This window comes from Achromobacter sp. JD-1 (assembly GCF_038594925.1).
Classification (GTDB): domain Bacteria; phylum Pseudomonadota; class Gammaproteobacteria; order Burkholderiales; family Burkholderiaceae_B; genus Achromobacter; species Achromobacter spanius_C.
Genome location: NZ_JBCGCS010000018.1, coordinates 17,194 through 38,143 on the forward strand (window position 1 = coordinate 17,194; position 20,950 = coordinate 38,143).

General features: G+C 62.7%; 20 protein-coding genes, 1 pseudogene and 1 riboswitch. Of the genes and pseudogenes, 10 read left to right on the forward strand and 11 right to left on the reverse strand.

Going from position 1 to position 20,950, the window contains the following annotated elements; translation table 11 throughout:
• Window positions 1-13: 13 nt before the first annotated feature.
• The 3 genes from WBR68_RS23345 to WBR68_RS23355 all read right to left on the reverse strand — a co-directional run bounded on the left by WBR68_RS23345 (window position 14) and on the right by WBR68_RS23355 (window position 2,380).
• Window positions 14-592 carry a thiamine pyrophosphate-dependent enzyme gene (locus tag WBR68_RS23345; RefSeq protein ID WP_230695386.1) on the reverse strand — a complete coding sequence of 193 codons (579 nt, stop codon included), beginning with the start codon at window positions 590-592 and terminating at the stop codon, window positions 14-16.
• Window positions 593-625: 33 nt separating this feature from the next.
• Window positions 626-1,141: a thiamine pyrophosphate-binding protein gene (locus WBR68_RS23350; protein ID WP_230695387.1), complete on the reverse strand. Its 516-nt coding sequence runs from the start codon at window positions 1,139-1,141 to the stop codon at window positions 626-628.
• 78 nt (window positions 1,142-1,219) lie between these two features.
• Window positions 1,220-2,380: an ABC transporter substrate-binding protein gene (locus tag WBR68_RS23355; protein ID WP_050444994.1), complete on the reverse strand. Its 1,161-nt coding sequence runs from the start codon at window positions 2,378-2,380 to the stop codon at window positions 1,220-1,222.
• A 223-nt stretch (window positions 2,381-2,603) separates the two neighbouring features.
• Between WBR68_RS23355 and WBR68_RS23360 the strand changes: the two genes are divergently transcribed.
• Window positions 2,604-3,527, forward strand: coding sequence for a LysR family transcriptional regulator (locus tag WBR68_RS23360; RefSeq protein WP_127184581.1), 924 nt, complete (start codon window positions 2,604-2,606; stop codon window positions 3,525-3,527).
• An 11-nt stretch (window positions 3,528-3,538) separates the two neighbouring features.
• Here the strand turns inward: WBR68_RS23360 and WBR68_RS23365 are convergent, their stop codons facing one another.
• The 5 genes from WBR68_RS23365 to WBR68_RS23385 are packed head-to-tail and all read right to left on the reverse strand — an operon-like array spanning window position 3,539 to window position 8,540.
• Window positions 3,539-4,594: an acyl-CoA dehydrogenase family protein gene (locus tag WBR68_RS23365; protein ID WP_230695388.1), complete on the reverse strand. Its 1,056-nt coding sequence runs from the start codon at window positions 4,592-4,594 to the stop codon at window positions 3,539-3,541.
• 10 nt (window positions 4,595-4,604) lie between these two features.
• Window positions 4,605-5,759, reverse strand: a complete 1,155-nt coding sequence (locus WBR68_RS23370; protein WP_230695389.1) for an acyl-CoA dehydrogenase family protein — start codon at window positions 5,757-5,759, stop codon at window positions 4,605-4,607.
• A gap of 36 nt (window positions 5,760-5,795) precedes the next feature.
• Window positions 5,796-6,767, reverse strand: a complete 972-nt coding sequence (locus tag WBR68_RS23375) for a Bug family tripartite tricarboxylate transporter substrate binding protein (protein ID WP_050444809.1) — start codon at window positions 6,765-6,767, stop codon at window positions 5,796-5,798.
• A gap of 52 nt (window positions 6,768-6,819) precedes the next feature.
• Window positions 6,820-7,290 carry a MaoC family dehydratase gene (locus WBR68_RS23380; protein ID WP_050444808.1) on the reverse strand — a complete coding sequence of 157 codons (471 nt, stop codon included), beginning with the start codon at window positions 7,288-7,290 and terminating at the stop codon, window positions 6,820-6,822.
• The gene (locus WBR68_RS23385; RefSeq protein ID WP_230695390.1) at window positions 7,290-8,540 is read right to left on the reverse strand and encodes a CaiB/BaiF CoA transferase family protein; all 1,251 of its coding nucleotides are present in this window, start codon (window positions 8,538-8,540) and stop codon (window positions 7,290-7,292) included. Before WBR68_RS23385 ends, WBR68_RS23380 begins: the two co-directional genes overlap by 1 nt.
• Window positions 8,541-8,610: 70 nt before the next feature.
• Here WBR68_RS23385 and WBR68_RS23390 point away from each other — a divergent pair, with 70 nt between their 5' ends.
• Entirely contained in the window at window positions 8,611-9,513 is a 903-nt protein-coding gene (locus tag WBR68_RS23390) for a LysR family transcriptional regulator (protein WP_230695391.1), read from the forward strand.
• A gap of 685 nt (window positions 9,514-10,198) precedes the next feature.
• The gene (locus WBR68_RS23395) at window positions 10,199-10,657 is read left to right on the forward strand and encodes a hypothetical protein (RefSeq protein WP_198158117.1); all 459 of its coding nucleotides are present in this window, start codon (window positions 10,199-10,201) and stop codon (window positions 10,655-10,657) included.
• A gap of 1 nt (window position 10,658) precedes the next feature.
• Here WBR68_RS23395 and WBR68_RS23400 read toward each other — a convergent pair.
• A pseudogene (locus WBR68_RS23400) lies at window positions 10,659-11,122 on the reverse strand (hypothetical protein); the annotation flags it as partial.
• Between the two features lie 70 nt (window positions 11,123-11,192).
• A riboswitch (Fluoride riboswitch) is annotated at window positions 11,193-11,266 on the forward strand.
• Between the two features lie 84 nt (window positions 11,267-11,350).
• Between WBR68_RS23400 and WBR68_RS23405 the strand changes: the two are divergent.
• Window positions 11,351-12,664, forward strand: a complete 1,314-nt coding sequence (locus tag WBR68_RS23405) for a voltage-gated chloride channel family protein (protein WP_230695392.1) — start codon at window positions 11,351-11,353, stop codon at window positions 12,662-12,664.
• Window positions 12,665-12,692: 28 nt separating this feature from the next.
• Here WBR68_RS23405 and WBR68_RS23410 read toward each other — a convergent pair whose 3' ends face one another.
• Window positions 12,693-15,425, reverse strand: coding sequence for a cation-transporting P-type ATPase (locus tag WBR68_RS23410; protein WP_230695393.1), 2,733 nt, complete (start codon window positions 15,423-15,425; stop codon window positions 12,693-12,695).
• A 154-nt stretch (window positions 15,426-15,579) separates the two neighbouring features.
• On the opposite strand from WBR68_RS23410, the gene WBR68_RS23415 reads away from it, so the two are divergent.
• Window positions 15,580-16,005 carry a universal stress protein gene (locus WBR68_RS23415; protein ID WP_230695394.1) on the forward strand — a complete coding sequence of 142 codons (426 nt, stop codon included), beginning with the start codon at window positions 15,580-15,582 and terminating at the stop codon, window positions 16,003-16,005.
• Window positions 16,006-16,059: 54 nt separating this feature from the next.
• The gene (locus WBR68_RS23420; RefSeq protein ID WP_050444800.1) at window positions 16,060-16,518 is read left to right on the forward strand and encodes a universal stress protein; all 459 of its coding nucleotides are present in this window, start codon (window positions 16,060-16,062) and stop codon (window positions 16,516-16,518) included.
• 11 nt (window positions 16,519-16,529) lie between these two features.
• On the opposite strand, the gene WBR68_RS23425 is transcribed toward WBR68_RS23420, so the two are convergent.
• Window positions 16,530-17,903: an MBL fold metallo-hydrolase RNA specificity domain-containing protein gene (locus WBR68_RS23425; protein ID WP_230695395.1), complete on the reverse strand. Its 1,374-nt coding sequence runs from the start codon at window positions 17,901-17,903 to the stop codon at window positions 16,530-16,532.
• A gap of 170 nt (window positions 17,904-18,073) precedes the next feature.
• Here WBR68_RS23425 and WBR68_RS23430 point away from each other — a divergent pair, with 170 nt between their 5' ends.
• From WBR68_RS23430 to WBR68_RS23445, 4 genes are all read left to right on the forward strand, one after another.
• Window positions 18,074-18,529, forward strand: coding sequence for a CBS domain-containing protein (locus WBR68_RS23430; RefSeq protein ID WP_050444798.1), 456 nt, complete (start codon window positions 18,074-18,076; stop codon window positions 18,527-18,529).
• A gap of 26 nt (window positions 18,530-18,555) precedes the next feature.
• A complete protein-coding gene (locus WBR68_RS23435) occupies window positions 18,556-19,035 on the forward strand; it encodes a hypothetical protein (RefSeq protein WP_127184588.1) in 480 nt (159 codons plus the stop codon).
• A 73-nt stretch (window positions 19,036-19,108) separates the two neighbouring features.
• Window positions 19,109-20,197: a PAS domain-containing sensor histidine kinase gene (locus WBR68_RS23440; protein ID WP_050444796.1), complete on the forward strand. Its 1,089-nt coding sequence runs from the start codon at window positions 19,109-19,111 to the stop codon at window positions 20,195-20,197.
• Window positions 20,194-20,850, forward strand: a complete 657-nt coding sequence (locus tag WBR68_RS23445; protein ID WP_050444795.1) for a response regulator — start codon at window positions 20,194-20,196, stop codon at window positions 20,848-20,850. Before WBR68_RS23440 ends, WBR68_RS23445 begins: the two co-directional genes overlap by 4 nt.
• Window positions 20,851-20,950 lie beyond the last annotated feature (100 nt).

Here is a 20,950-nt window from a genome sequence, read left to right on the forward strand (position 1 = left end):
AATCGTTGAAGGATCATGCATGGCCACCCTTGCCCTTGCCCAGCACCGCCTCGCGAAACCGCGAACGCAGGTAGGGACCGTCGCGCGGCGGCAGGCTGCTGGCCTCTGGCGCTGCCGCCACCTTCAGCACCACGCATTGCAAGCCTGGCTGATACAGGCCGGGAATTCTCTCGTCCAGCTCGCGCCCGTTGCGCAGCGTGACGCTATCGGCAATGCCGCACGCGCGGGCAATGCCGGCAATGTCCACGCCGCGTCCCGAATGGGCGGGCTGCATGCCGGTTTCGCCGTAATGTTCGTTGTCGATCACGATGATCTTCAGGTTCGACGGCGCGCGCACACCGATGGTCGCCAGCGATCCCATGCCCATCAGCATCTCGCCGTCGCCAACAAAGGCCAGCACCTGGCGTCGCGGCTGCGCCAGCGCCAGGCCCAGGGCCGCCATGCAGGCGCCGCCCATGGCACCCCACACGTAGAAATTCCTGTCGTCGTCGCCGGCCGCCGAGGTGTCGTAGGTGGGATTGCCCAGGCTGGCCACCACCAGGGCATCGCCGCGTTGCTCAAGTATGCGGGCCACGGCCGCCCGTCGGTTCATTGTCGCGCTCGCGTTCATATCGCTTGCCTCGTCCTACTTGTTGAAGTTCTTGATGCCAAGAATGCGTTGGGAGATCACGACAGCCACCGCCCGGTTCGAGTTGAACGCCAACAGGCTCGCGGCGCGAACGGTTTCGGGCACATCGTCGCCCTGCTCCACCCGCTGCACGAATACGCCGGCGCCGCGCAGCGCGGCCTCGGTGGATTGGCCCATGGGGCATTGCCATGGATTGAACTCGCCCCATTCGCCACGCATGGTGATGAGGCAAAGGAGCGGCATGCGGCATTCCTGAATCAACGCCAGCATGTTGATGCAGTTGCCCACCCCGCTGGACTGCAATAACAAGACGCCCTTGGCGCCGCCCAGCCAGGCGCCACCCAACATCGCCACGCCCTCTTCTTCCGTGGTCAGGGAAATTGCCTCCACGTCCGGATCCGCCTCGAACAGCTTGATCAACTGGCTATGCCCCGCGTCCGGCACATACGCCATCTGCGTGATGCCCGCCTCCTTCAGGTTCTGATAGACCATTTCGGGCCAACGCTCTGCCATGATTCGTTTCCTCTGGTGTGTGGATGAAGACCTGCTTGCGGGGCGAGCCGGTTGTGGCCGGCCCGCCGCCCGCCGCGCTCAGATTCTTGCGTTCAGCTTGCAGATGCCGGGCTGGGTGGGCGCATAGGCCTCCTCGCCTGGAATGGTGGCCACCTTCTTGTAGTAGTCCCATTCGCCCTTGGATGCCGAGGCCGACTTGACCTGCATCAGGTACATGTCGTGCACCATGGCGCCGTCGGCGCGGATATAGCCCTTGGTGAACATGTCGTCGATGGGCATGGACTTGAGCGCATTCATGACGGCGTCCGAGTCCGTCGTTCCGGCGCGCTCCACGGCTTTCAGGTACGTGGTGACAGCGGAATAGTCGCCCGCCTGGAAGGTGGTGGGCATCTTCTTGTTGCGCGCGTAGAAGCGCTGGCTGAATTCGCGTGAACGGTCGTTCAGGTCCCAGTACCAGCCGTCGGTCAGGTACATGCCGGCGGTGGTGTCCAGGCCCAGGCTGTGGATGTCGGTAATGAAGACCATCAGCCCGGCCAGCCGCATCTTGTCGCTTATCCCGAATTCCTTGGCGGTCTTGATCGAGTTGATCAGGTCTCCGCCGCCATTGGCCAGACCCAGCACCTGCGCCTTGGACGCCTGCGCCACCATCAGGTAGGAAGAGAAGTCCGACGTATTGAGCGGATGGCGCGTCGATCCCGTGACCGAACCGCCGCTGGCCCGCACCACATCCATGCTGGCTTTTTCCAGCGAATAGCCGAAGGCATAATCGGCGGTCAGCATGAACCAGCTCTTGCCGCCCTGCTGCACCATGGCCGCCGCCGTGCCGCGCGCCTGCGCGGACGTGGAATAGGTGTAGCGCACCGTGTAGGGCGTGCAGGCTTCTTCAGTGAGGCTGTCGGCCCCCGCGCCCGCGCTGATGAAGACCTTTTTCTTTTCGGCGGCAATCGTGCTGATCGCCAACGAGGCCGATGAATTCGAGCCGCCGATCACCAGGTCCACCTTGTCCTGGTCCCACCATTGGCGCGCGCGGTTCGACGCGATATCGGCCTTGTTCTGGTGGTCGGACGCAAGAACCTCGATAGGCTTGCCCAGCACCTTCCCGCCGAAATCCGCGACCGCCATGCGAATGGCGTCCAGCCCGCCCGCGCCGTCGAAATCGGAATAAGGTCCGCTCATGTCGGTGACGAAGCCGATCTTCACCTTATCGTCTTGAGCGCTTGCCCCCCCTGCCCCACACATGCCGACTACCGCCAACGCGACGGCACCTAACACTTTCGTACTGGTTTCCACGTCTTGTCTCCTCGCTATGTCGGCTTTGCCGCAGGATCGCCAAAGCCATCTCTTTTTTTAATAATATAGCTACACACAATCTATTATTAGCATATCGTTAACCCGTACCATGGGGCCCGACAGTGGCCCTGCCTCCCTATAATCCGGTTTTCTCACACTGCCCCCACACACCATGGATCTGCGCCAGATCGAGTGCTTTCTTTGCCTGTACCGCAACGGCGGCATGACGCGCGCCGCGGCCGAATTGGGAATTGTCCAATCCGCGCTGAGCACGCAACTGGCCAAGCTGGAAAAGACCTTGAAGGTCCAGTTGTTCGAACGCTCCAGCCGCGGCGTCACGCCCACGGCCGCGGGCGCCGACCTCTACAAGATGCTGTTGCCGCTGTCCAAAGAAGTCGAAAGCGTGCGGCAGCGCATGCTGGACCTGAGCGGCGACACGTCGGGGTTGATTCGCGTGGGGACGGTGCCGTCGCTGGGCGCCAGCATCGTGCCGCGCGCCCTTTCCGTTTACACCGCCGAAAACAAAGACGTCACCATCCGTTTGACGGAGGCCTACAGCGCGGGGCTGGTGGAGCGGCTGGATGCGGGCGAACTCGATGTCGCCATCGTCAATCTGATCCAGCCGGTGCGCAGCCTGGAGACCACACCGCTGGTCAGCGAGGAACTGGTGTTGGTCACGGCGTCGGACAGCGCGCTGCGCAACGTGGAATTCGCCGATCTTCCCATCGGCGCGCTGATCGTGCCGTCACTGGGCCAGGGCTTGCGCGCGATCATCGATCCGGTCTTGAAGAAGCGCAGCCTTGCTGCACGCCCGCGCCTGGAGATGGACGCTTTGACCCCCACGCTGGAACTGGTCAAGTCGGGCGCATGGGCCACCATCCTGCCCATCAGCGCCATCGCGCACGAACTCGACGCGGGCGCCCTGTCGGTGCGGCGCATTCATGCTGACATGCAACGCCAACTGGTGGTGGTGAACCATCCGCGCCGCCCGCTGAGCCTGGCCGCGCAACGCTTCGTGGCGGCACTCTCGGCCGAAGCGCACGACGCCGTATCGCGCGCGCAGCGCTTCATGAAATCGCTCAAGGGTCGAAAATAGGCGCGGCTGGGTCAGCGGGTCGGTGTCGACAACAGGGTGCGCACGTAGTCCAGCGCCGATGCGGCGCTGTCGGTTCGCAATGCATCCTGCCCGATGCGCGCAGACCAGTAGGATTCGGCGCCAGCAGCCCGACGCCATTCCCGAAGACGGCGCGTGTAGAGCTGCAGATCGTATTCCTCGGTAACGCCAATGGCCCCGTGGACGGCGTGCGCGATGTCGGCCACCATGACTGCCGCTGCGCTGGCACGTGCCTTGCCCACGGCAGCCAGCAAGGGGCTTGGCGCCCAGCTGTCGCTTTGAAACGCCAGTTGGGCCGCCATGCGCGTCGCCCAGATCTGTTCAACCAGAATGCTGAGTTGCTGCTGCACGGCCTGGAACCTTCCGATGGGCTTGCCGAATTGCGTTCGTTGGTTCGCGTAGTCCAGGGTCAGTTCAAGGATCCGTTCCATTGCGCCGCTTATCAGGCCGGTGTAGGCGAGCGCGGCCAGTTCGGGCAGACCAGGCAATGCACCACCATCAACCGTGTTTGGTGATATGGCTGACTGAGATGGCGCAGCCGATACCACGCTGCCGGCACCCGTCGGCCAGGACAGGTCCGCGCTCAAACTACCCTGACCGCCAGTCGGTATGACGCTGGCTTGGTCTACAGGCAGCAAGTGAATGCCACGCGCGTCCGCGGCCAGCATCCATTGCGCCACGCGGCCCCAAGGCGCCGCGGATAACGTCAGGCGGTCGTCCTGAGAACTCAATCCGAACGGCGCAAGGGCGATGGGTCCGTCCGGCGGGGCATGGCCGCCTTCCCGCAGCCAGGCGCGAGCCAGCACGGTATCGGCCAGCGGCGCGGGCACGGCGTGGCGTCCAGCCGCATGGATCACGGGCAGGATGTCTCCCAGTTGCAAACCCGCCCCGCCGTCTGCTTCGGCTACCAGCGCGTCCAGAAACCCCGCGTCGTGGCAGGCTTGCCACGCGGTCTGTGCCGACTGTCCGCGTTCGACTGCACGCACGACGGCGGGCGTGTAGTGCTGGGCAAACAGCCGTTCTGCGGCATCGCCAAAAAGATGGTCCACGTAATGCTCCTTATCTCAGGCCCAGGCCACGCGCGATGATGCCCCTCAGGATTTCCCGCGTTCCACCGCGCAGCGAAAAGGTGGGACTGACTTGTTCCAGATAGGCCAGGGTTCGCAGCAAACTTCCCGGCAGAGGGCATTCGGGCGCTTCTCCCAGCGCTTGTGCAATCAGTGCGGGAATGCGTTGTTCGAGTTCGGTGCCCAGATCTTTGACCAGCGCGGCTTCGGTCGCAGGGCTGCGGCCCTGTGCCAATTGGCCAGCGACCGCAAGCGACATTGCGCGAAGTACGGCGAGCTGCGACAGGATCTCGCCCATTGCGACATGGGTGGTTTTTTCCTGCCCGCCCTGTGCGCGGCAGTGCGCCAACCAACATTCCACCAGCGCCATGCTTGAGTACAGACGCTCGGGGCCGCTGCGCTCGAACGCCAATTCCGCATTCACTTGTTGCCAGCCCGCGCCTTCGTCGCCGATCAAGGCGTCAGGCGGAAGTGCCACGTTATCAAAAAACACTTCCGAGAAATGCGCGTCGCCCGCCAGATCCACGATGGGACGGATCGTCACGCCGGGCAGCGACAGGTCAACGATTAGCTGCGATAAACCCTGATGGCGATTGTCGGGCGTTCCAGAAGTGCGCACCAGCGCAATCATGTAGTGCGATCGGTCCGCATTGGTCGTCCAGATCTTGCTGCCATTCAGCCGCCAGCCGCCCTCCTTCAAGGGCTCGGCGCGCGTGCGGATGCTGGCCAGATCCGATCCAGAGCCGGGTTCGCTCATGCCGATGCAGAAGAACGCCTCGGCGCGGCAGATACGCGGCAGATAAAACTGGCGTTGTGCTTCCGTACCGTACTTCAGGATCAAGGGGGCACTCTGGCGATCAGCGATCCAGTGCGCGGATACCGGCGCGCCCGCGCCCAGCAGCTCTTCGGATAGCACGAAGCGTGCGAAATGCCCGCGCGCCTGTCCGCCGTATTCGCGCGGCAATGTCAAACCCAGCCAGCCACGCTCGGCCAGGCGCCGGCTGAAGGCGGCGTCGAAGCCCATCCACGAGCGCGCGCGCTTTTCGGGAGCCATGCCTTGCAGTTCCTGATCCAGGAATAGACGGATGTCGTGCCGCAAAGCCTCATCCTCCGCGGGCAAGTGGGTCAGTTCAAGCGTGTCAATCATGTTGCATCCCGTTGAGCGTCAGATGGGCTGTGCCGGTCAATCCAGCCGTACGTTGGCGGCCTTCACCACGTCCTTCCAACGGTTGATTTCGGCGCGAATGTAGTCGCTGTATTCGCTAGGGGTTGAGCCCAATGGTTGCGCGCCCTGGGCCTGCAACTGCTTGAGCAGCGCGGGTGATTGCAAGGCTTTGCGGATCTGTGTGTTGAGGGCATTGACAATATCGGTTGGCGTTCCGGCGGGTACCACCATGCCTTGCCACGCGCCCATTTCGAAATCAGGCACTACCGTTTCGGCCAAGGTGGGCGTATCCGGCAACTGCGGGCTACGAGCCTTGCTGCTGACCGCCAGCGCGTTGAGCTTGCCGTCGCGCACGAAGCCCAGCGAGTCGTTCAAGGTGTTCGTCATGAACTGCACTTGGCCACCGACCAGGTCTGTCATGGCGGGCGCGCTGCCGCGGTAAGGCACGTGTACCGCGTCAATACCCACCGAACGCAAGAACAACAGAGCGCCCAGGTGCGTGACGTTGCCAGCGCCGGCGGACCCGTAGGAAAGCTTGCCGGGGTGAGCCTTGGCGTAGCTGACGAACTCACTCACGTTCTTGACTGGCAGGGACGGATGCGCGAGCAGCACGAGGGGAATGATTGCGGTTGAGGAGACCGCTTCGAAATCCTTGACCGGATCAAAAGGCAGGTTTCGGTACAGATTGGGGCTCAGCGCGATTGATGAGGTGTTGTACAGCACCGTATAACCGTCAGGCTTGGCGGCCGCGACATATTGCATCCCGATGTTGCCGTTGGCGCCGCCCTTGTTTTCCACCACGAAGGTCTGCCCCGTCTGGTCCGCCAGTTGCTTGGCAAGCACGCGGGCCACCAAGTCGGTGGGGCCGCCAGGCGGGAAAGGCACGACGACAGTTACCGGGCGTTCCGGCCACGCGGCTTGCGCGATCGGAGCGACGCAGGCGCAGATAATGGCTGCCAAGGCAGCCGTTGTACGGATAATGGTTTTCATGTTGTCTCCTGGTGTTGTCGTTGTTTTGGGGTACTACTTGAGCGTCCGGACGTCAGGCCGGTCGGCCCGCCAACATCCGGGTGGCGGTGTACGTCATCACCCGCTTGTCGTGCTGGTTGTGCACGTCAATCGTTGAATTGACCACCGCGCGATTGTGCTGCGACGTGGGACGTATGCCGGTGACTTCCACTTCGGCCCAAATCGTGTCGCCAGCCACGACCGGCGCCAGCATCTTCTTGTGCACTTCCAGCAAGGCCAAGCCTGTGCCCTGCACCATGCCTTGCATTAGCAGACCCTCTATGAGGCCGTAAGTGAGCGCGCCAGGTGCGGGCCGGCCCTGAATGGCGCCGCGGTCATAGGTGGCGTCGATAAATATCGTTTCCAGCATGCCGGTGACACTGATGAAATTAACGATGTCGGTCTCTGTCACAGTGCGGCGAAACGTACGAAAACGCTGACCCAGCCTCAGGTCCTGCCAGTAGTAGCCTTGGCCCAACATGACGGGCAAAGTGGGATCGTTCATTACATGTTCTCCGGAGGGGAAAGGGACGCTGGCGCGGTGGCAGCGTCGTGGGCGGCGCCGCTGCTTAGCAGGCGTGCGATGTGATCGGGGTCCAAGCCTGCCTGGCGCAAGACCTGCCGCGTATGCTCGCCCAGCCGTGGGGGCATCGTTGGCGGCACGTGCGAATGTTGTAAACGCACAGGGTTGCGAACAAACTGATAGCGGTGGCCAGCCGCACTTTGCAGCGGTACAAAAAAATCCACGCTACGAAGGTGCGGGTCCTGTTCCAGGTCTTCCAGCCGATTGACCGGCGCCGCGGGAATTTCCAGGCGCTGGCACAGGGCCAACCAATATGCGTTGTCGTGGCGAATCACGATGCCACCTACCCGTTCGTACAGTTCATCGATATGGCGGGTGCGCGCGGCAATATCGGCAAAGCGCGCGTCCTGGGCCAGTTCGGGGTGGCCAGTTTCGTTGAAGAAGCGCTGCCAGTGCGCATCGGTATACGGCATCATGCAGAGGTGGGCGTCGGCGGTCTGGTAGGGGCGTCGCCACGGCGCCAACGCGCGCGGGTAGCCCGCGGGCCCTGGCTCATCGCACAGGTGGCGGCCATAGAAGTGCTCTACCAGCAGATAAGAGGTCATCGACTCGAACATGGGCACTTCCAGTTGTTGTCCGCGACCGGTGCGCTCACGCTGGAAAAGCGCGGCCAGGATGGCGTGCGCGCCAATCAACCCACAGGTTTTGTCAGCCGCGATGGTGGGCAGGTAGCGCGGCGTGCCGCCTTGCCGCTGCGTAATGTCGGCCACGCCCGCCAGCCCCTGCACGATGTCGTCGTAAGCCGGCATGCCCGCGTATGCCCCACCCTCGCCAAAACCGTAGAGACCCGCGTAGATCAATCGGGGATGACGGGCACACAGGGTTTGAGGATCCAGTCCCAGGCGCGCCATCTTGGCTGGCCGCATGCTGTGCATCAGCACGTCGGCGTGATCCAACATTTTCAACAGCGCATCGCGGGCGTCGGGCTGCTTCAAGTCCAGCACCACGCTGCGCTTGTTCCGATTGATGCCTAGGAAAATGGCGGCCAAACCGTCTTCCTGGCATGGGCCGGTGCGGCGGGTAGAGTCACCTCCGGGCGCCTCTATCTTGATCACATCGGCGCCGTAGTCGGCCAATATCTGAGAGGCATACGGGCCAAACACGACGGAGGTCAGGTCCAGCACACGCACACCGGCCAGTGCGCTGCGTTCGGAGTCAATTAGGCTAGTCATTCGTAAATCCTAATCACCCGAAACATAATCGTCTAATATCGCGTCGCTATAGTTCGATATAAGATTTGTTATGAGCCTGGACCTTCGACAGTTGCGCCAATTCATCTCCATCGCTGAACTTGGCAGCTATCGCCGCGCCTCTGAAGCGCTGCGCATCGCCCAGCCGGCCCTATCAGTGTCGATACAGAAACTGGAACACATTGTGGGTGTGCAGCTTCTTGAACGCGGTGCCAAGGGCGTGTCTTTGACTGCGGCTGGCGCCGCCTTGATGGAGGATGCGCGCCGTGCGCTGTTCCATGCGGACCAGGCGCGGCAATCGGCGCGGCGCGTGGCGCTGGGGGAATTGGGCCGGTTGCGCCTGGGATTCGTGGGCTCGGCAACTTATATGCTGCTGCCGCGCTACCTTCCGACCTTTCGCCACCGTTACCCCGACGTCGAATTGGAACTGCGCGAGGACAGTACCGTGCGCCTGGCGGAAATGCTGCGGGCCAATGAGATTGACGCCGCGCTGGTGCGTGGGCCATTGGCCGAAGACCCATCGCTGTCGGCCTGGGTCGTCGAGCGCGACAGTCTGATCTTGGCACTGCCAGCCGCCCATCCCTTGACCGGCGGGCGGGTGGCGCTGCAGTCTGTGCGTTCAGAGCCATTCGTGATGTACGCACCGGATAAGGTGCCCGGGCTGAACGGCGTGACGCAGGCACTATGCCGCAAAGCGGGTTTCTCGCCGCGCATCAGCCAGGAAGCCATCCAGGTGCAAACCGTGGTGAGTCTTGTCGCCAGTGGCCTGGGCGTGGCCCTGGTGCCAGGTGTGACGCGCGCTTATTCCACGCCACATGTCGAGTTTGTGGACCTAAGCGATGAAGACGCCTATGAAGCCCTGGCGATTTCGCTGGTGACTCACCACGATACCTCTTGTGCACCGGTGCTGAAATTGCGAGATGTGATGCTCTCGATGGACGAGGATTGCAGCTGACCCGGCCGTGCCGCATTCCAGTCTGAAAAAACTGACCCCCTACGCATTTGGCATATGTCGGAAAACAAATGTTTCCCGACGGGCATTTTCACCGCTTGAATGCCGCAATTGGGCAATCCCACCCCATGGCGAATATGGCAGCATCGCCAGACGGGTATGTAAACATCAATCACCTGCTAGCAGCAGCGACCCTAAACACCGCCCCAGCAGCCGGTTTCCCATTGACGCAGTGGTCAACATCGTCGCCGCCCTCACATTTTGCTGGATAAGCAGCTCGCCACCGAAGGCGACAAGATCGCTTGCGGGAGTTGCCAATCTATGGGCTCCATCGTCTGCATCGGCCCACGCATCCCCGAATATTACGAAGGGCGGCAAGTCGCGCTGGAAGGTGACTTGTGCGCTTGCCGGTGTCCTGGTCCTCCCAGACTGATACCCAGTCAGAGGGTGCGTTTTCAGAATATCGAAGGAAGTTATGCGACCGCTGTGGGCGGTAGCTTCGGAGGAATACCGGCATTTGCCTCTCCCGCAAGTTCGTCGAAAAAACCCATGAACCGTCGAGGCATGAGTTTTGTCGAGAGGTCTGCTGCGAAACTGAGGGGATGGCCGAGCCGCATCTTCATGCCAGGTGATTTGAAAGAAATGTTGGAAGCGTCAGATATCAAGCAACCGTACCGAGTCCAATCGCATGGCAGCAGGCCCTAACACCAAATACGTCGTCGGACTAACTGCCGCAGCGATCACAGTGATAGGTATCGCTACGGCAGCGCATTTCTTTAAGGAAAAATCCATGGACCGAAAGTTCGCATTTCGTACTACTGAACCCTTGTTGATTTCCGCACCCAACGATGAGACCAATCACCATTTATTGCCTGTCGGCACGGTGATATACCACCAGCAATCTTTCGCTGAAGGACACAGTACTTACCTTGTCGAGTTGAACTATAAAGGAACCCCTCCAGCGGAACGCATTGACAGTATGGCCGGCGCAGAAAGTGCGCTTTGGGCCTTCCCGATACCAAAAGCTGACCTGCAGAAACTTATCTCAGACTATCCACTGACGCGCGAAGAACTTGCGGCGTTATTGAAAGCCAGAAAAGTATCCCGTGACGAATTAGCTCAAATCGTTCGCGAGTGGAAGGACTAATTTCGGCGATGTAGCCCGAGCCGTTGTCGGTTAGCCACTCAATGGGGTGAGGCGGTTTCAAGGTGCCACCGAAGCGGCTTTCAACGGCGGCCAGCATCACATCGCGGACGATGTCGCCGCTGTGCCCCGCAGTGGTGGTCGCCCAGCTCAACGCTTCGCGATCGCAACAGTCCAGCGCAAAACCCGATAAATGCGTTTGGCATTCACGGCAGCCTCGCTTCACTGGTCGTCCTCTGGCAACGAGGGTGAGCGCGCAATCCACTTTCGGGATTTCATGACGTCGACCGCCTCCCGCAGGATTTCGTTCTCCATCGTCTTCTTGCCCAGCAATCGCTGCAGTTCACGGACCTGGGCCAGCGCCTCCGACAGTTCTGAAGCAGGCACCACCTCCTCTCCCGAACTGACCGCAGACAGGCTGCCGTTCTGGTACAGCTTGCGCCAGCCAAACAACTGATTCGGGTTGATGAAATCGCACGGCGTAATCCCCTCGCACAACCGCTGCTTGCCTCGGCTTTAGCCGCCTGCTACCATCGCAACGCTTTTCGGAGATGGCATTCCTCCGTTAACCGCCGCGTTCTGTTCACCGCGGCTGATGATGCCTACAGATCCCTGGTCTTGCCGGGGCTGTGGGCTTTTTTTGCGTCCTATGGCTGCGCGGATCAGGGGGTTTCTTGTCCCTCGACTCCTGATCTTATGCCGCGCTCAACCCGTCTGGAACAACTGGATCTCCTGCCTTATATCGGCAAGTGGCTGGTCCTGTCCTTCATCGTCGCCTGCCTGGCCGGCAGCGCCTCCGCCTTTTTCCTGCATGCACTGGATTGGGCGACTTCCACCCGCGAAGCAAACCCCTTGTTGATCTGGCTGTTGCCGTTTGCCGGCTTTGCCGTCGGTTGGTGCTATCTACGCATGGGCCGGCCCGTTGAGGCCGGCAACAACCTGATCATTGACGAGATCCACGACCCCAAAAAGGTCATTCCCCTGCGCATGGTGCCCATGGTGCTGGGCGGCACGGTGGTTTCGCATCTGTTCGGCGCCTCCGTCGGGCGCGAAGGAACCGCGGTACAGATGGGTGGCGCGCTTGCCGACCAACTCACGCATGTGTTGCGCATGCGTCCCGAAGACCGGCGCATCATTCTCATGGCGGGTATCGCCGCCGGTTTTTCCTCTGTCTTTGGCACGCCATTGGCCGGCGCCATCTTCGGGCTGGAGGTGCTGGCAATCGGCCGCATGCGTTACGACGCGCTGTTCCCGTGCGTGGTGGCCGCCATCGCGGCCGACCAGATCGGTCTGCTTCTAGGTGTGCACCACACGCATTACTCGGTGCTGGAGATTGCTCCCTTGGGCCTGGTAAGTGTTCTGAGCGTGGTGCTTGCCGGCATTCTGTTCGGCTTGATCGGCATGATCTTCGCCAACAGCGCCCACGCAATCGGCGGCTTCATGAAGCGGCATGTGTCCTACGCGCCGCTGCGGCCATTCATTGGCGGTGTCGTCGTGGCGGTGGCGGTGTGGGCGCTTGACGGCTACCGCTATATAGGCCTGGGCATTCCGTCCATTGTGCAGGCCTTCCAGCAACCGGTTGCGCCTTGGGATTTCCTGGGCAAGCTTCTGTTCACGGTGGCTTCGCTAGGCTCGGGCTTCAAGGGCGGGGAGGTCACCCCCCTCTTCTACATCGGCGCCGCGCTTGGCAATGCGCTGGCGCCTCTTTTGCATCTGCCCTTTTCGATGCTTGCGGGTCTGGGATTCGTCGCCGTGTTCGCGGGCGCCGCCAACACCCCAATCGCCACCATTGTCATGGCCATCGAGCTGTTCGGCCCGGACATCGCGCCATTTGCCGCCATCGCCTGCATCGCCGCGTACCTTTTTTCCGGTCACAGCGGCATCTACGCCGCGCAGCGTGTCGGCCATTCCAAGCACCGGGTGTTGCCCGAAGGGATGCGGCTATCGGAACTGGGGGCATACCGCAAGCAATTGCGGCAGAAAACCACGGCTAACGCTCCTGAAAAGTAAGCCTGTACATTCCGAACTTCGACCTGAGTCAATAAGGGTCCGCCGCCTTTCCGACCCGTCTGATCGCCAGCCGGATCTGCTTTTCGATTTCAAGTACGGCGAACAGCACGACGCCTATGCCGACAATCAGCGCCCCATCCCGTAGTGGCACGGGCTCGGTCTCGAAGATGGCCTGCAATGGCGGCAAGTAGGTCACGGCAAACTGCGCGGCGGTCACGGCGATGACCATTGTCCAGACCACCTTCGTGCCCGCCACCGCCTTCCATGTCAGGGATGTCCCGTAGATGTTCCGGATGAAGAACAGATGGAAGATTTCCATGACCACCAGCGTGTTGAACGCCATGGTGTGCGCCAGCGCCATCGAATGGCCCTGCAGGCTGGCATAGTGAAAAACCCCGAACACAGCCAGCAGGAACAAGGCGCTTACCAACACGATGTGCCAGGCCAGTTCGCCGCCAATCAACGGGGTGTCGCGGGCTCGGGGCGGGCGGCGCATGGTGTTTTCTTCGGTGGGTTCAAAGGCCAGCGCCAGGCCCAGCGTGACGCCGGTCACCAGGTTGATCCAAAGAATCTGAATAGGCGTCACGGGCAGGCTGGTGCCGGCCAGCAATGCCACGATCACCGTCAGGGCCTCGCCGGTATTGGTGGGCAGCGTCCAGCTAACCACCTTCTTGATGTTGTCGTAGACGGTACGCCCCTCTTGCACCGCGGCGACGATAGACGCGAAGTTCTCGTCCACCAACACCAGTTCCGCCGCTTCCTTGGCGGCTTCGCTGCCCTTCTCTCCCATCGCGATGCCTACGTCGGCGCGCCGCAGCGCCGGGGCGTCGTTGACGCCGTCGCCAGTCATCGCCACGATCATGCCTTGTGATTGCAGGGCCATGACCAAGCGCAATTTATGTTCGGGGCTGGTGCGGGCGAAGATGTCGCAATCTTGCGCCGCCTGGCGCAACGCGGCGTCGCTCAGGCCGTCCAGGTCGGCGCCGGTGAGCACCGTGCGGGCGTCTTGCAGGCCGATCTGTGCGCCGATGGCGGCGGCGGTCTTGGCGTGGTCGCCCGTAATCATCTTGACACCGATGCCGGCCGCGCGGCAGGCGCGCACCGCTTCGATGGCTTCGATTCTTGGTGGGTCGATCATTCCCACCATGCCCAGCAGCGTCAAGGTTCCGTCGACATCGCGGTTTTCAAGCACGGTGTGCGTGGGCTTCACGGCGCGCACCGCAACACCAAGCAGGCGCTGGCCGCTGGCGGCGATGCGGTCGGATTCGGCTTGCCAATAACGCGCGTCCAGGGGCTCCACCCCGCCCTCGGCCGCGCGCTGATTGGCGCACATGGCCAATATCCGTTCCGGCGCACCCTTTACATAGATGAAGGCTTGCCGTTCATGGTTGTGGCACAGCGTTGCCATGAAGCGCGTCTGGGAATCGAAGGCAATGGCGTCCGTGCGCGTCCAGCCTGCCCTGAGCTTCTGCACATCCGCCCCGGTTTTTTCTGCAAACGCCAGCAGCGCGCCCTCCATCGGGTCGCCCTCCACCGCCCAGTTGCCGCGGTGTTGCCGCAACGCCGCATCGTTGCACAAGACACTGGCGCGCGCCAGCTCCTGCAACACCCCATGGCCTTGCGCATCCACCTGCCTGCCGTCAAGCAGGATGCGCCCTTTCGGGTCGTAGCCCACGCCGTCAAGCGTCAGCACATGGCGCCGGGCCAGGACCGTGGCCACGACCATTTCATTGCGGGTCAAGGTGCCGGTCTTGTCCGTGCAGATGACAGACACCGCGCCGATGGTTTCGATGGCGGGCAGCCGCCGCACGATGGTGTTGCGCCGGGCCATGGCCTGCACGCCGATGGCCAACGTAATGGTCAGCACGGCCGGCAGCCCTTCGGGAATTGCCGCCACCGACAGTCCGACCACCGCCATGAACAGCTCGGTGAATTCGTAACCATGGACGAAATAGCCATGCACCAGCAGCAGCGCCGCGATGGTAAGAATCAAGGCGGTCAACCATTTGCCGAACACATCCATCTGCTTGACCAAGGGCGTGGCCAGCGCCTGAACCGTGGATAGCAGCGTGCTGATCCGCCCAATTTCCGTGCGCAAGCCCGTGGCCACCACGACGCCTCTGCCCTGCCCGGCCGCCACCAGCATGCCGCAGTAGGCCATGGCCGAGCGGTCGCCCAAGGCGGCATCCATGGCGACGGGGGCTACGTGCTTTGCCACCGGCACCGATTCACCGGTCAGCACGGCTTCCTGCACCCGCATGGAATGCGCGGACAGCAGGCGCAGGTCCGCGGGAACGCGGTCGCCGGCCTCCAGCAGCACGATGTCGCCTGGCACCACCGCGTCGCCCGCGATGCTGCGGCGCTCGCCGTCGCGCAGCACGTTCGCGCGCGGCGCCAGCATCTGGCGGATCGCTGTCATTGCCTTCTCCGCCTTGCCTTCCTGCAGAAAGCCGATGATGGCGTTGGCCACGACCACGGCCAGAATGACGCCGGTGTCGACGCCATGCCCAAGCAGCGCGGTGATGGCGGCGGATCCCAGCAACACGTAGATGAGCACGTTGTGGAACTGCGCCAGAAAGCGGCTGACCATGCTGCGCTGGCGGGCAAGCGGCAGCCGGTTGGGGCCGAAGGTGGCCAGGCGGGACTCGGCTTCGGCCTGGTCCAGCCCGTTTGGGGTGGCCTTGAATGCGTCCAACACCGTGGCGCCCGCCTGGGCGTGCCAAGGTTGGGCGGGGTGGGGTTCCTTCAAGGTGTCTTGCATGGCTGGGTTTCCTGTGCCGGGCGGCATGCCAAGCATCGCACGGCCTGTTTGAAAAAGTTTGATGTGGATCAACACCTTGCTTCGGCGCTGCGTCATGCTGGCAGCAGGCGGGTAGACCTGTCACCCGCCGCCTACTGTGCCCTTTGGAGACACCATGAAGAACGTACTCATCCCCGTCGACGGTTCGGAAAATTCCCTGCGGGCCGTGCGCTACATGATTGATCACGTACGCGACTATGGTCCCTGCACCATCCATTTGCTGAATGTGCAGCTTCCCATCGTGTCCGGCACGGTACTGACCTTCATTTCGGCGGCCGATCTCCAGGATTACTACGAAGACGAATCCAAGACCGCGCTGGCGAAGGCCAAGGACGCCCTGGATACCGCTGGCGTCATGTATCAGGCCGAGCTTCGGGTGGGCAACGTGGCCGACACCATCAAGGCTTACGCCACCGAACAGCATTGCGACCATATCGTCATGGGCTCACGCGGGCTGGGCGCGGCTGGCAGCCTGCTGCTGGGCTCGGTGGCGATGAAAGTGCTGCACACCATTCACATCCCGGTGGTGCTCGTCAACTGACAGGCGGCCAGTCCGCGCGCCCTCTTCCCCTTCTGCTGCTTTGGGAGATTCATCATGTACGAACGTATCCTGGTGCCCATCGATGGAAGCGCCACCTCTCAGGTGGGCTTGAAGGAAGCCATACGATTGGCGCAATTGACGCAGGCCAGCCTGCGCGTGATTCACGTCGTTGACGAGCTTTCTTTTGCGTTGACCGCGGACGCCTATCGCTATCACGCGGGTGAACTGCTGGATGTGACACGCAAAAACGGCGCCAAGCTGCTCGAGGCCGCGGTGGGCGCGGCGCGCGCGGCGGGTATCGATGCCGACAGTGTGCTGTACGAGAACCTGGACCGGACGGTGCACCAGCGCGTGCTGGACGAAGCCGACAACTGGGACGCGGAGCTGATCGTGATGGGCACCCACGGGCGGCGCGGCGTGCGTCGGGCGGTACTGGGCAGCAGCGCCGAGGCCATCGCACGCGGCGCGACGGCGCCCGTGCTGCTGGTGCGTGCCCCGGATGGAACGTCCTGAGCAGCCTGCCCCTAGTCCAGTTCCACGGCCTCACCCTGCTCCACGGCGCGGCATCGCCAGCCCAGCTCGTCCTTGATGCGCAGGCGCAGCGCGTCCGCCGCCGCCGGTTCGCCATGCACGATGTAGGTTTCTTTGGGGGGCCGGGTGAAGCCGCGCAGCCAGCGCAGGATCTCGTCGGTGTCGGCATGGGCGGACAGCATCGACAGGTTGTCCAGCTCTGCCCGAACCGGTACGTATTCACCATGTATCTTGACACTGCGGGCGCCATCCAGCATGGCCGCCCCACGGGTTCCCACCGCCTGGAAGCCCGCAAACAGAATGGTGTTGCGCGGATCGCTCACGAAGTGCTTCAGGTGATGAATGACACGCCCGCCCGTAGCCATGCCGCTGGCCGACACAATGATCTTCGGCATGGGGGAACGGTCCAGCGCCTTGGACGCTTCCACATCGCTGACGCAGGTGGCCACGCGATACGCAGCCTGGGCGTCGGCGGGCGGCAGGCGTTGGTCGGCGCTGTGCTGCAGATAGGTTTCCACGGCGGCGCTGGCCATCGGGCTGTCAAGGTAGACGGGCAGGTTTGCCGGGATGCGGCCGCTGGTTTTCAGGCGGTGCAGGTGCAGCAGCAATAGCTGCGCACGGCCCACGGCGAACGAGGGAATGATGATCGTGCCCCCGCGCGCGATGGTGCGGCCGATGATGTCCGCCAACGCATCCAGCACGTCTTGCGTGCCATGCAGCCGGTTGCCATAGGTGGATTCCAGCACCAGGTAATCCGCCTCTTGCACTGGGTGGGGCGGCGGCATCAGCGGGTCGTCGTAGCGGCCCAGGTCGCCGGAATACACCAGCCTGCCGCCGTCGTAGTCCACCTGCACTACTGCCGCGCCCAGGATGTGGCCCGCGCGCGTCAAGGTAAAGCGCAACCCCGCCGGCAAGGCCTGGGGCGTATCAAAGTCCACCGGGCGCAGGGCGGCAATGGCGCGGTGCGCGTCGGCAATCGTGTACAGAGGCAGCGCGGGCTGGTGCCGGGACAGGCCGTGCCGGTTGAGATAGTCGGCATCCGCCTCCTGCAGATGCGCGCTGTCCAGCAGCAGGATGCGACATAGGGCAAGCGTGGCCTCCGAGCAATAGATGGGCCCACGAAACCCTTCGCGCATCAGCCGGGGCAAGTAGCCGGAATGGTCCAGGTGCGCATGCGACAGCACAAGCGCTTCAATGTTGCCCGGCGGTACGGGAAACGGCGCCCAGTTGCGCAGGCGCAAGGGTTTGACGCCCTGGAACAGGCCGCAATCCAGCAGCACCTGCCGCCCCTGCACCTCAAGCAGGTGCCGCGAACCGGTGACGGTGCCGGCAGCGCCCAGAAAACGCAATCTTGGCTTGGGTGGCATGGTTTTTCCTGATGAGGATGGCCCGTGCAGCGTCGCACGCGGTGGGCGGGTCCGGGTGCAAACATGCGCCATTGCTTGACCAAAATCAAGATGGGCCGCGCCCGCCGGATCAAGATGGAACCATAGAGCCGGACGCCGGAACGCGGATTCCGGCACCCAGGAGAAACATCATGCTGGCTAGCGATCTGATGACCCGAGACCCCTTCTGCGTCAGCGCAAAAACCCCGGTATCCACCATTATTCGGGCCATGCTGGACAAGAACATCAGCGCCGTCATGATCACCGGCGACAACGGCCAGTTGATCGGCCTGGTCAGCGAAGGCGATCTGGTGCGCCGCCAAGACAGCGAGCATCAAAAGAAATGGGACCACTGGCTGTCGCTGCTGGCCGAAGGCGAGGCGCTGAACCTGGAATTCCTGCACAGCCTGCAACTGGGCGAGCGCACCGCCGCAACCGTCATGAGCAGCCCGGTCATCACCCTGGACCACACGGCGCACCTGTCCGAGATTGCCGACGTCATGCTCAAAGCCGGCATCAAGCGGGTGCCCATTACCCGCGACGGCAAGCTGGTCGGGGTGGTCAGTCGGCGCGACATCCTCCGCGCCCTGCTGGCGCAGGAAGCCTGAGCATGCTCCATGAACAAGGAACCGCCATGTCGTCGCGCACAGGCATCGTTTTCTATTCGCGTTCGGGAACCGGGCGGTCGGTAGCGCAACGGCTGGCCAGTTTGTCCGGGTGGCCCGCTTGGGAAATCCGCGACGCCCAGCCCCGGCTTGGCTTGCGCGGCGACCTGCGCTGCGTGGTCGACAGCGTGTTCAAGCGTAGCCCGGCGTTCCGCTATGACGGCCCGCCGCTGGACGCGCTTGACCATGTCATTCTGATCGCGCCGGTATGGATGCGGTCGCTGGCGGCGCCCATGCGCGCTTTTCTGCAAGACCAGGCTGCGTTGCTGCCGGCCTATTCCGTGATTTGTGTCATGTCGGGCTTTGGGGGCTTTCGGGCGGTGGACGACATCGCCACCCTGACCGCCAAGCAACCACAGTCCGTCCTGCTGCTGAAGCAATACGATGTGCTGGCCGAGGAATGCGATGCGTCCCTTTGCCGCTTCAGGGAACAGATCATCGCCCTGTAGATTCCCTGGCAAATGTGTGCTGCAATAATCGGCAGTTGTTCCACGCAGCCACGGCACAGGGCAACCCAATGCGATGAGAAATTCGTCCAGCGCTCCCCCGCTAGTCGACATTATTCAGTCCGCCACCGAGCCGATCATCACGGTCGATGAACAGCAGCGCATCGTGGTGTTCAACGCAGCCGCTGAGCGCGTGTTCCTACGCGACGCCGCCTGCCTCATCGGCGCCAGCCTGGACATCCTGATTCCCGTGCGGTTCCGCGCGCTGCACGCCAAGCACGTCAGCCGCTTTCAGGACACCGGCATCTCTGACCGCCAGATGGGCCTGGGCGCGCCGCTCTGGGGTTTGCGGGCAAACGGCGAAGAGTTTCCCATGGAAGCGTCGATTTCTCAGGCCCGCACGGAATCCGGCGTATTTCTTTCCATTTTCCTGCGAGACATCACCGAACGGCAACGCATCGATCAGGCGTTGCGCGCGTCGCGCGATGAACTTACCCGCCTGTCCAACGCCTTGCTGCATGTGCGTGAGCAGGAAAAGAAGCACATCGCCCGTGAACTGCACGACGACCTTGGCCAGAGCCTGACGGCGCTGACCATGGAACTGTCGCAGTTGGAATCCAGCTTCGGCACGAACGACTCGCCCGCCCGCGAGCGCGTGCGCGTCATGCGCGGCCTGGTCAAGAGCACGTTCACATCGCTGCGGCGCATTGCATCCGATCTGCGGCCCGTCATGCTGGACGACCTGGGCCTGGCCGCCGCCGTCGAATGGCTGGTGGCGAATTTTGTCTCGCGCTATGGGATTGACACCGAAGCGCATATCGACGTCGACCCCAACGAGCCTTCAAAGCGGGTGGCCACCACCCTCTTTCGGGTCGTGCAAGAAGCCCTGACCAACATCGCCAAACATGCGCAAGCCACAAAAGTACTGGTGCGCCTGTCCTGTACCCAGAACCATTGCACGCTGACCGTGCAGGACAACGGCGTCGGCACCACCCCCGACAGCATTTCCAAGAAGCTGCCCATGTCGCTGGGCTTGCAAGGCATACGCGAGCGCGTGCGCTTGCTGAATGGCGAGGTCACCATCACCACGCGTAAACAGGGCGGGTTCCGTCTGGAGGCCAGGATGCCCATCCATCATCCGGATCTGCCAGGGGAAATGAATTGATCACCTTGATGCTTGCCGATGATCACACCTTGCTGCGGGAAGGCCTGCGGCGTCTGCTTGAACAGGCGGGCGACATCCAGGTGGCGGGCGAAGCGCGTGATGGCTCGGAAGCGCTGCGGCAACTTGCCGTGCGGTCCTGGGATCTGCTGGTGCTGGACATGTCGATGCCGGGCCGCGACGGGGTGGGCCTGATCCGCCAGATAAAAACCGAGTTCCCGGCCGTGCCGATCCTGGTGCTGACGATGCACGGTGAACAGCAGTACGCGGTGCAGGCGATCAAGGCCGGCGCGGCGGGCTACCTGACCAAGGACAGCGCCGCCGACGAACTGGTGCAGGCGGTGCGCCAGGTGGCCGCTGGCGGGCGCTACCTGAGCCGCTCGCTTGCCGAGAGCATTGTCTTCGAACGGCATGGCGACATCAGCGGCCAGCCCCATCTTTCCTTGTCGGACCGGGAGTTGTCCGTGTTCCGATACCTGGCCTCGGGGCTGAATAATTCGGACATCGCGCGCTTATTGTTTTTGAGCATCAAGACGGTCAGCACGTACAAAGGCAGGATCCTGGTCAAGATGCAATTACGCAACCAGGCCGACCTGGTGCGCTACGCCATCAAGCACCGCCTGTTCGACGAGCAGGACGGCCCGGGCCCCCTGTAGGAATGCGCCTACAGCCGTAGGCGATTTCGCGCCGAATCTGGCGGGCTGCGCTGATAGTGCCGGCCTGGATGATCGGGCACACTCGGCGTTGAAGCGTGCG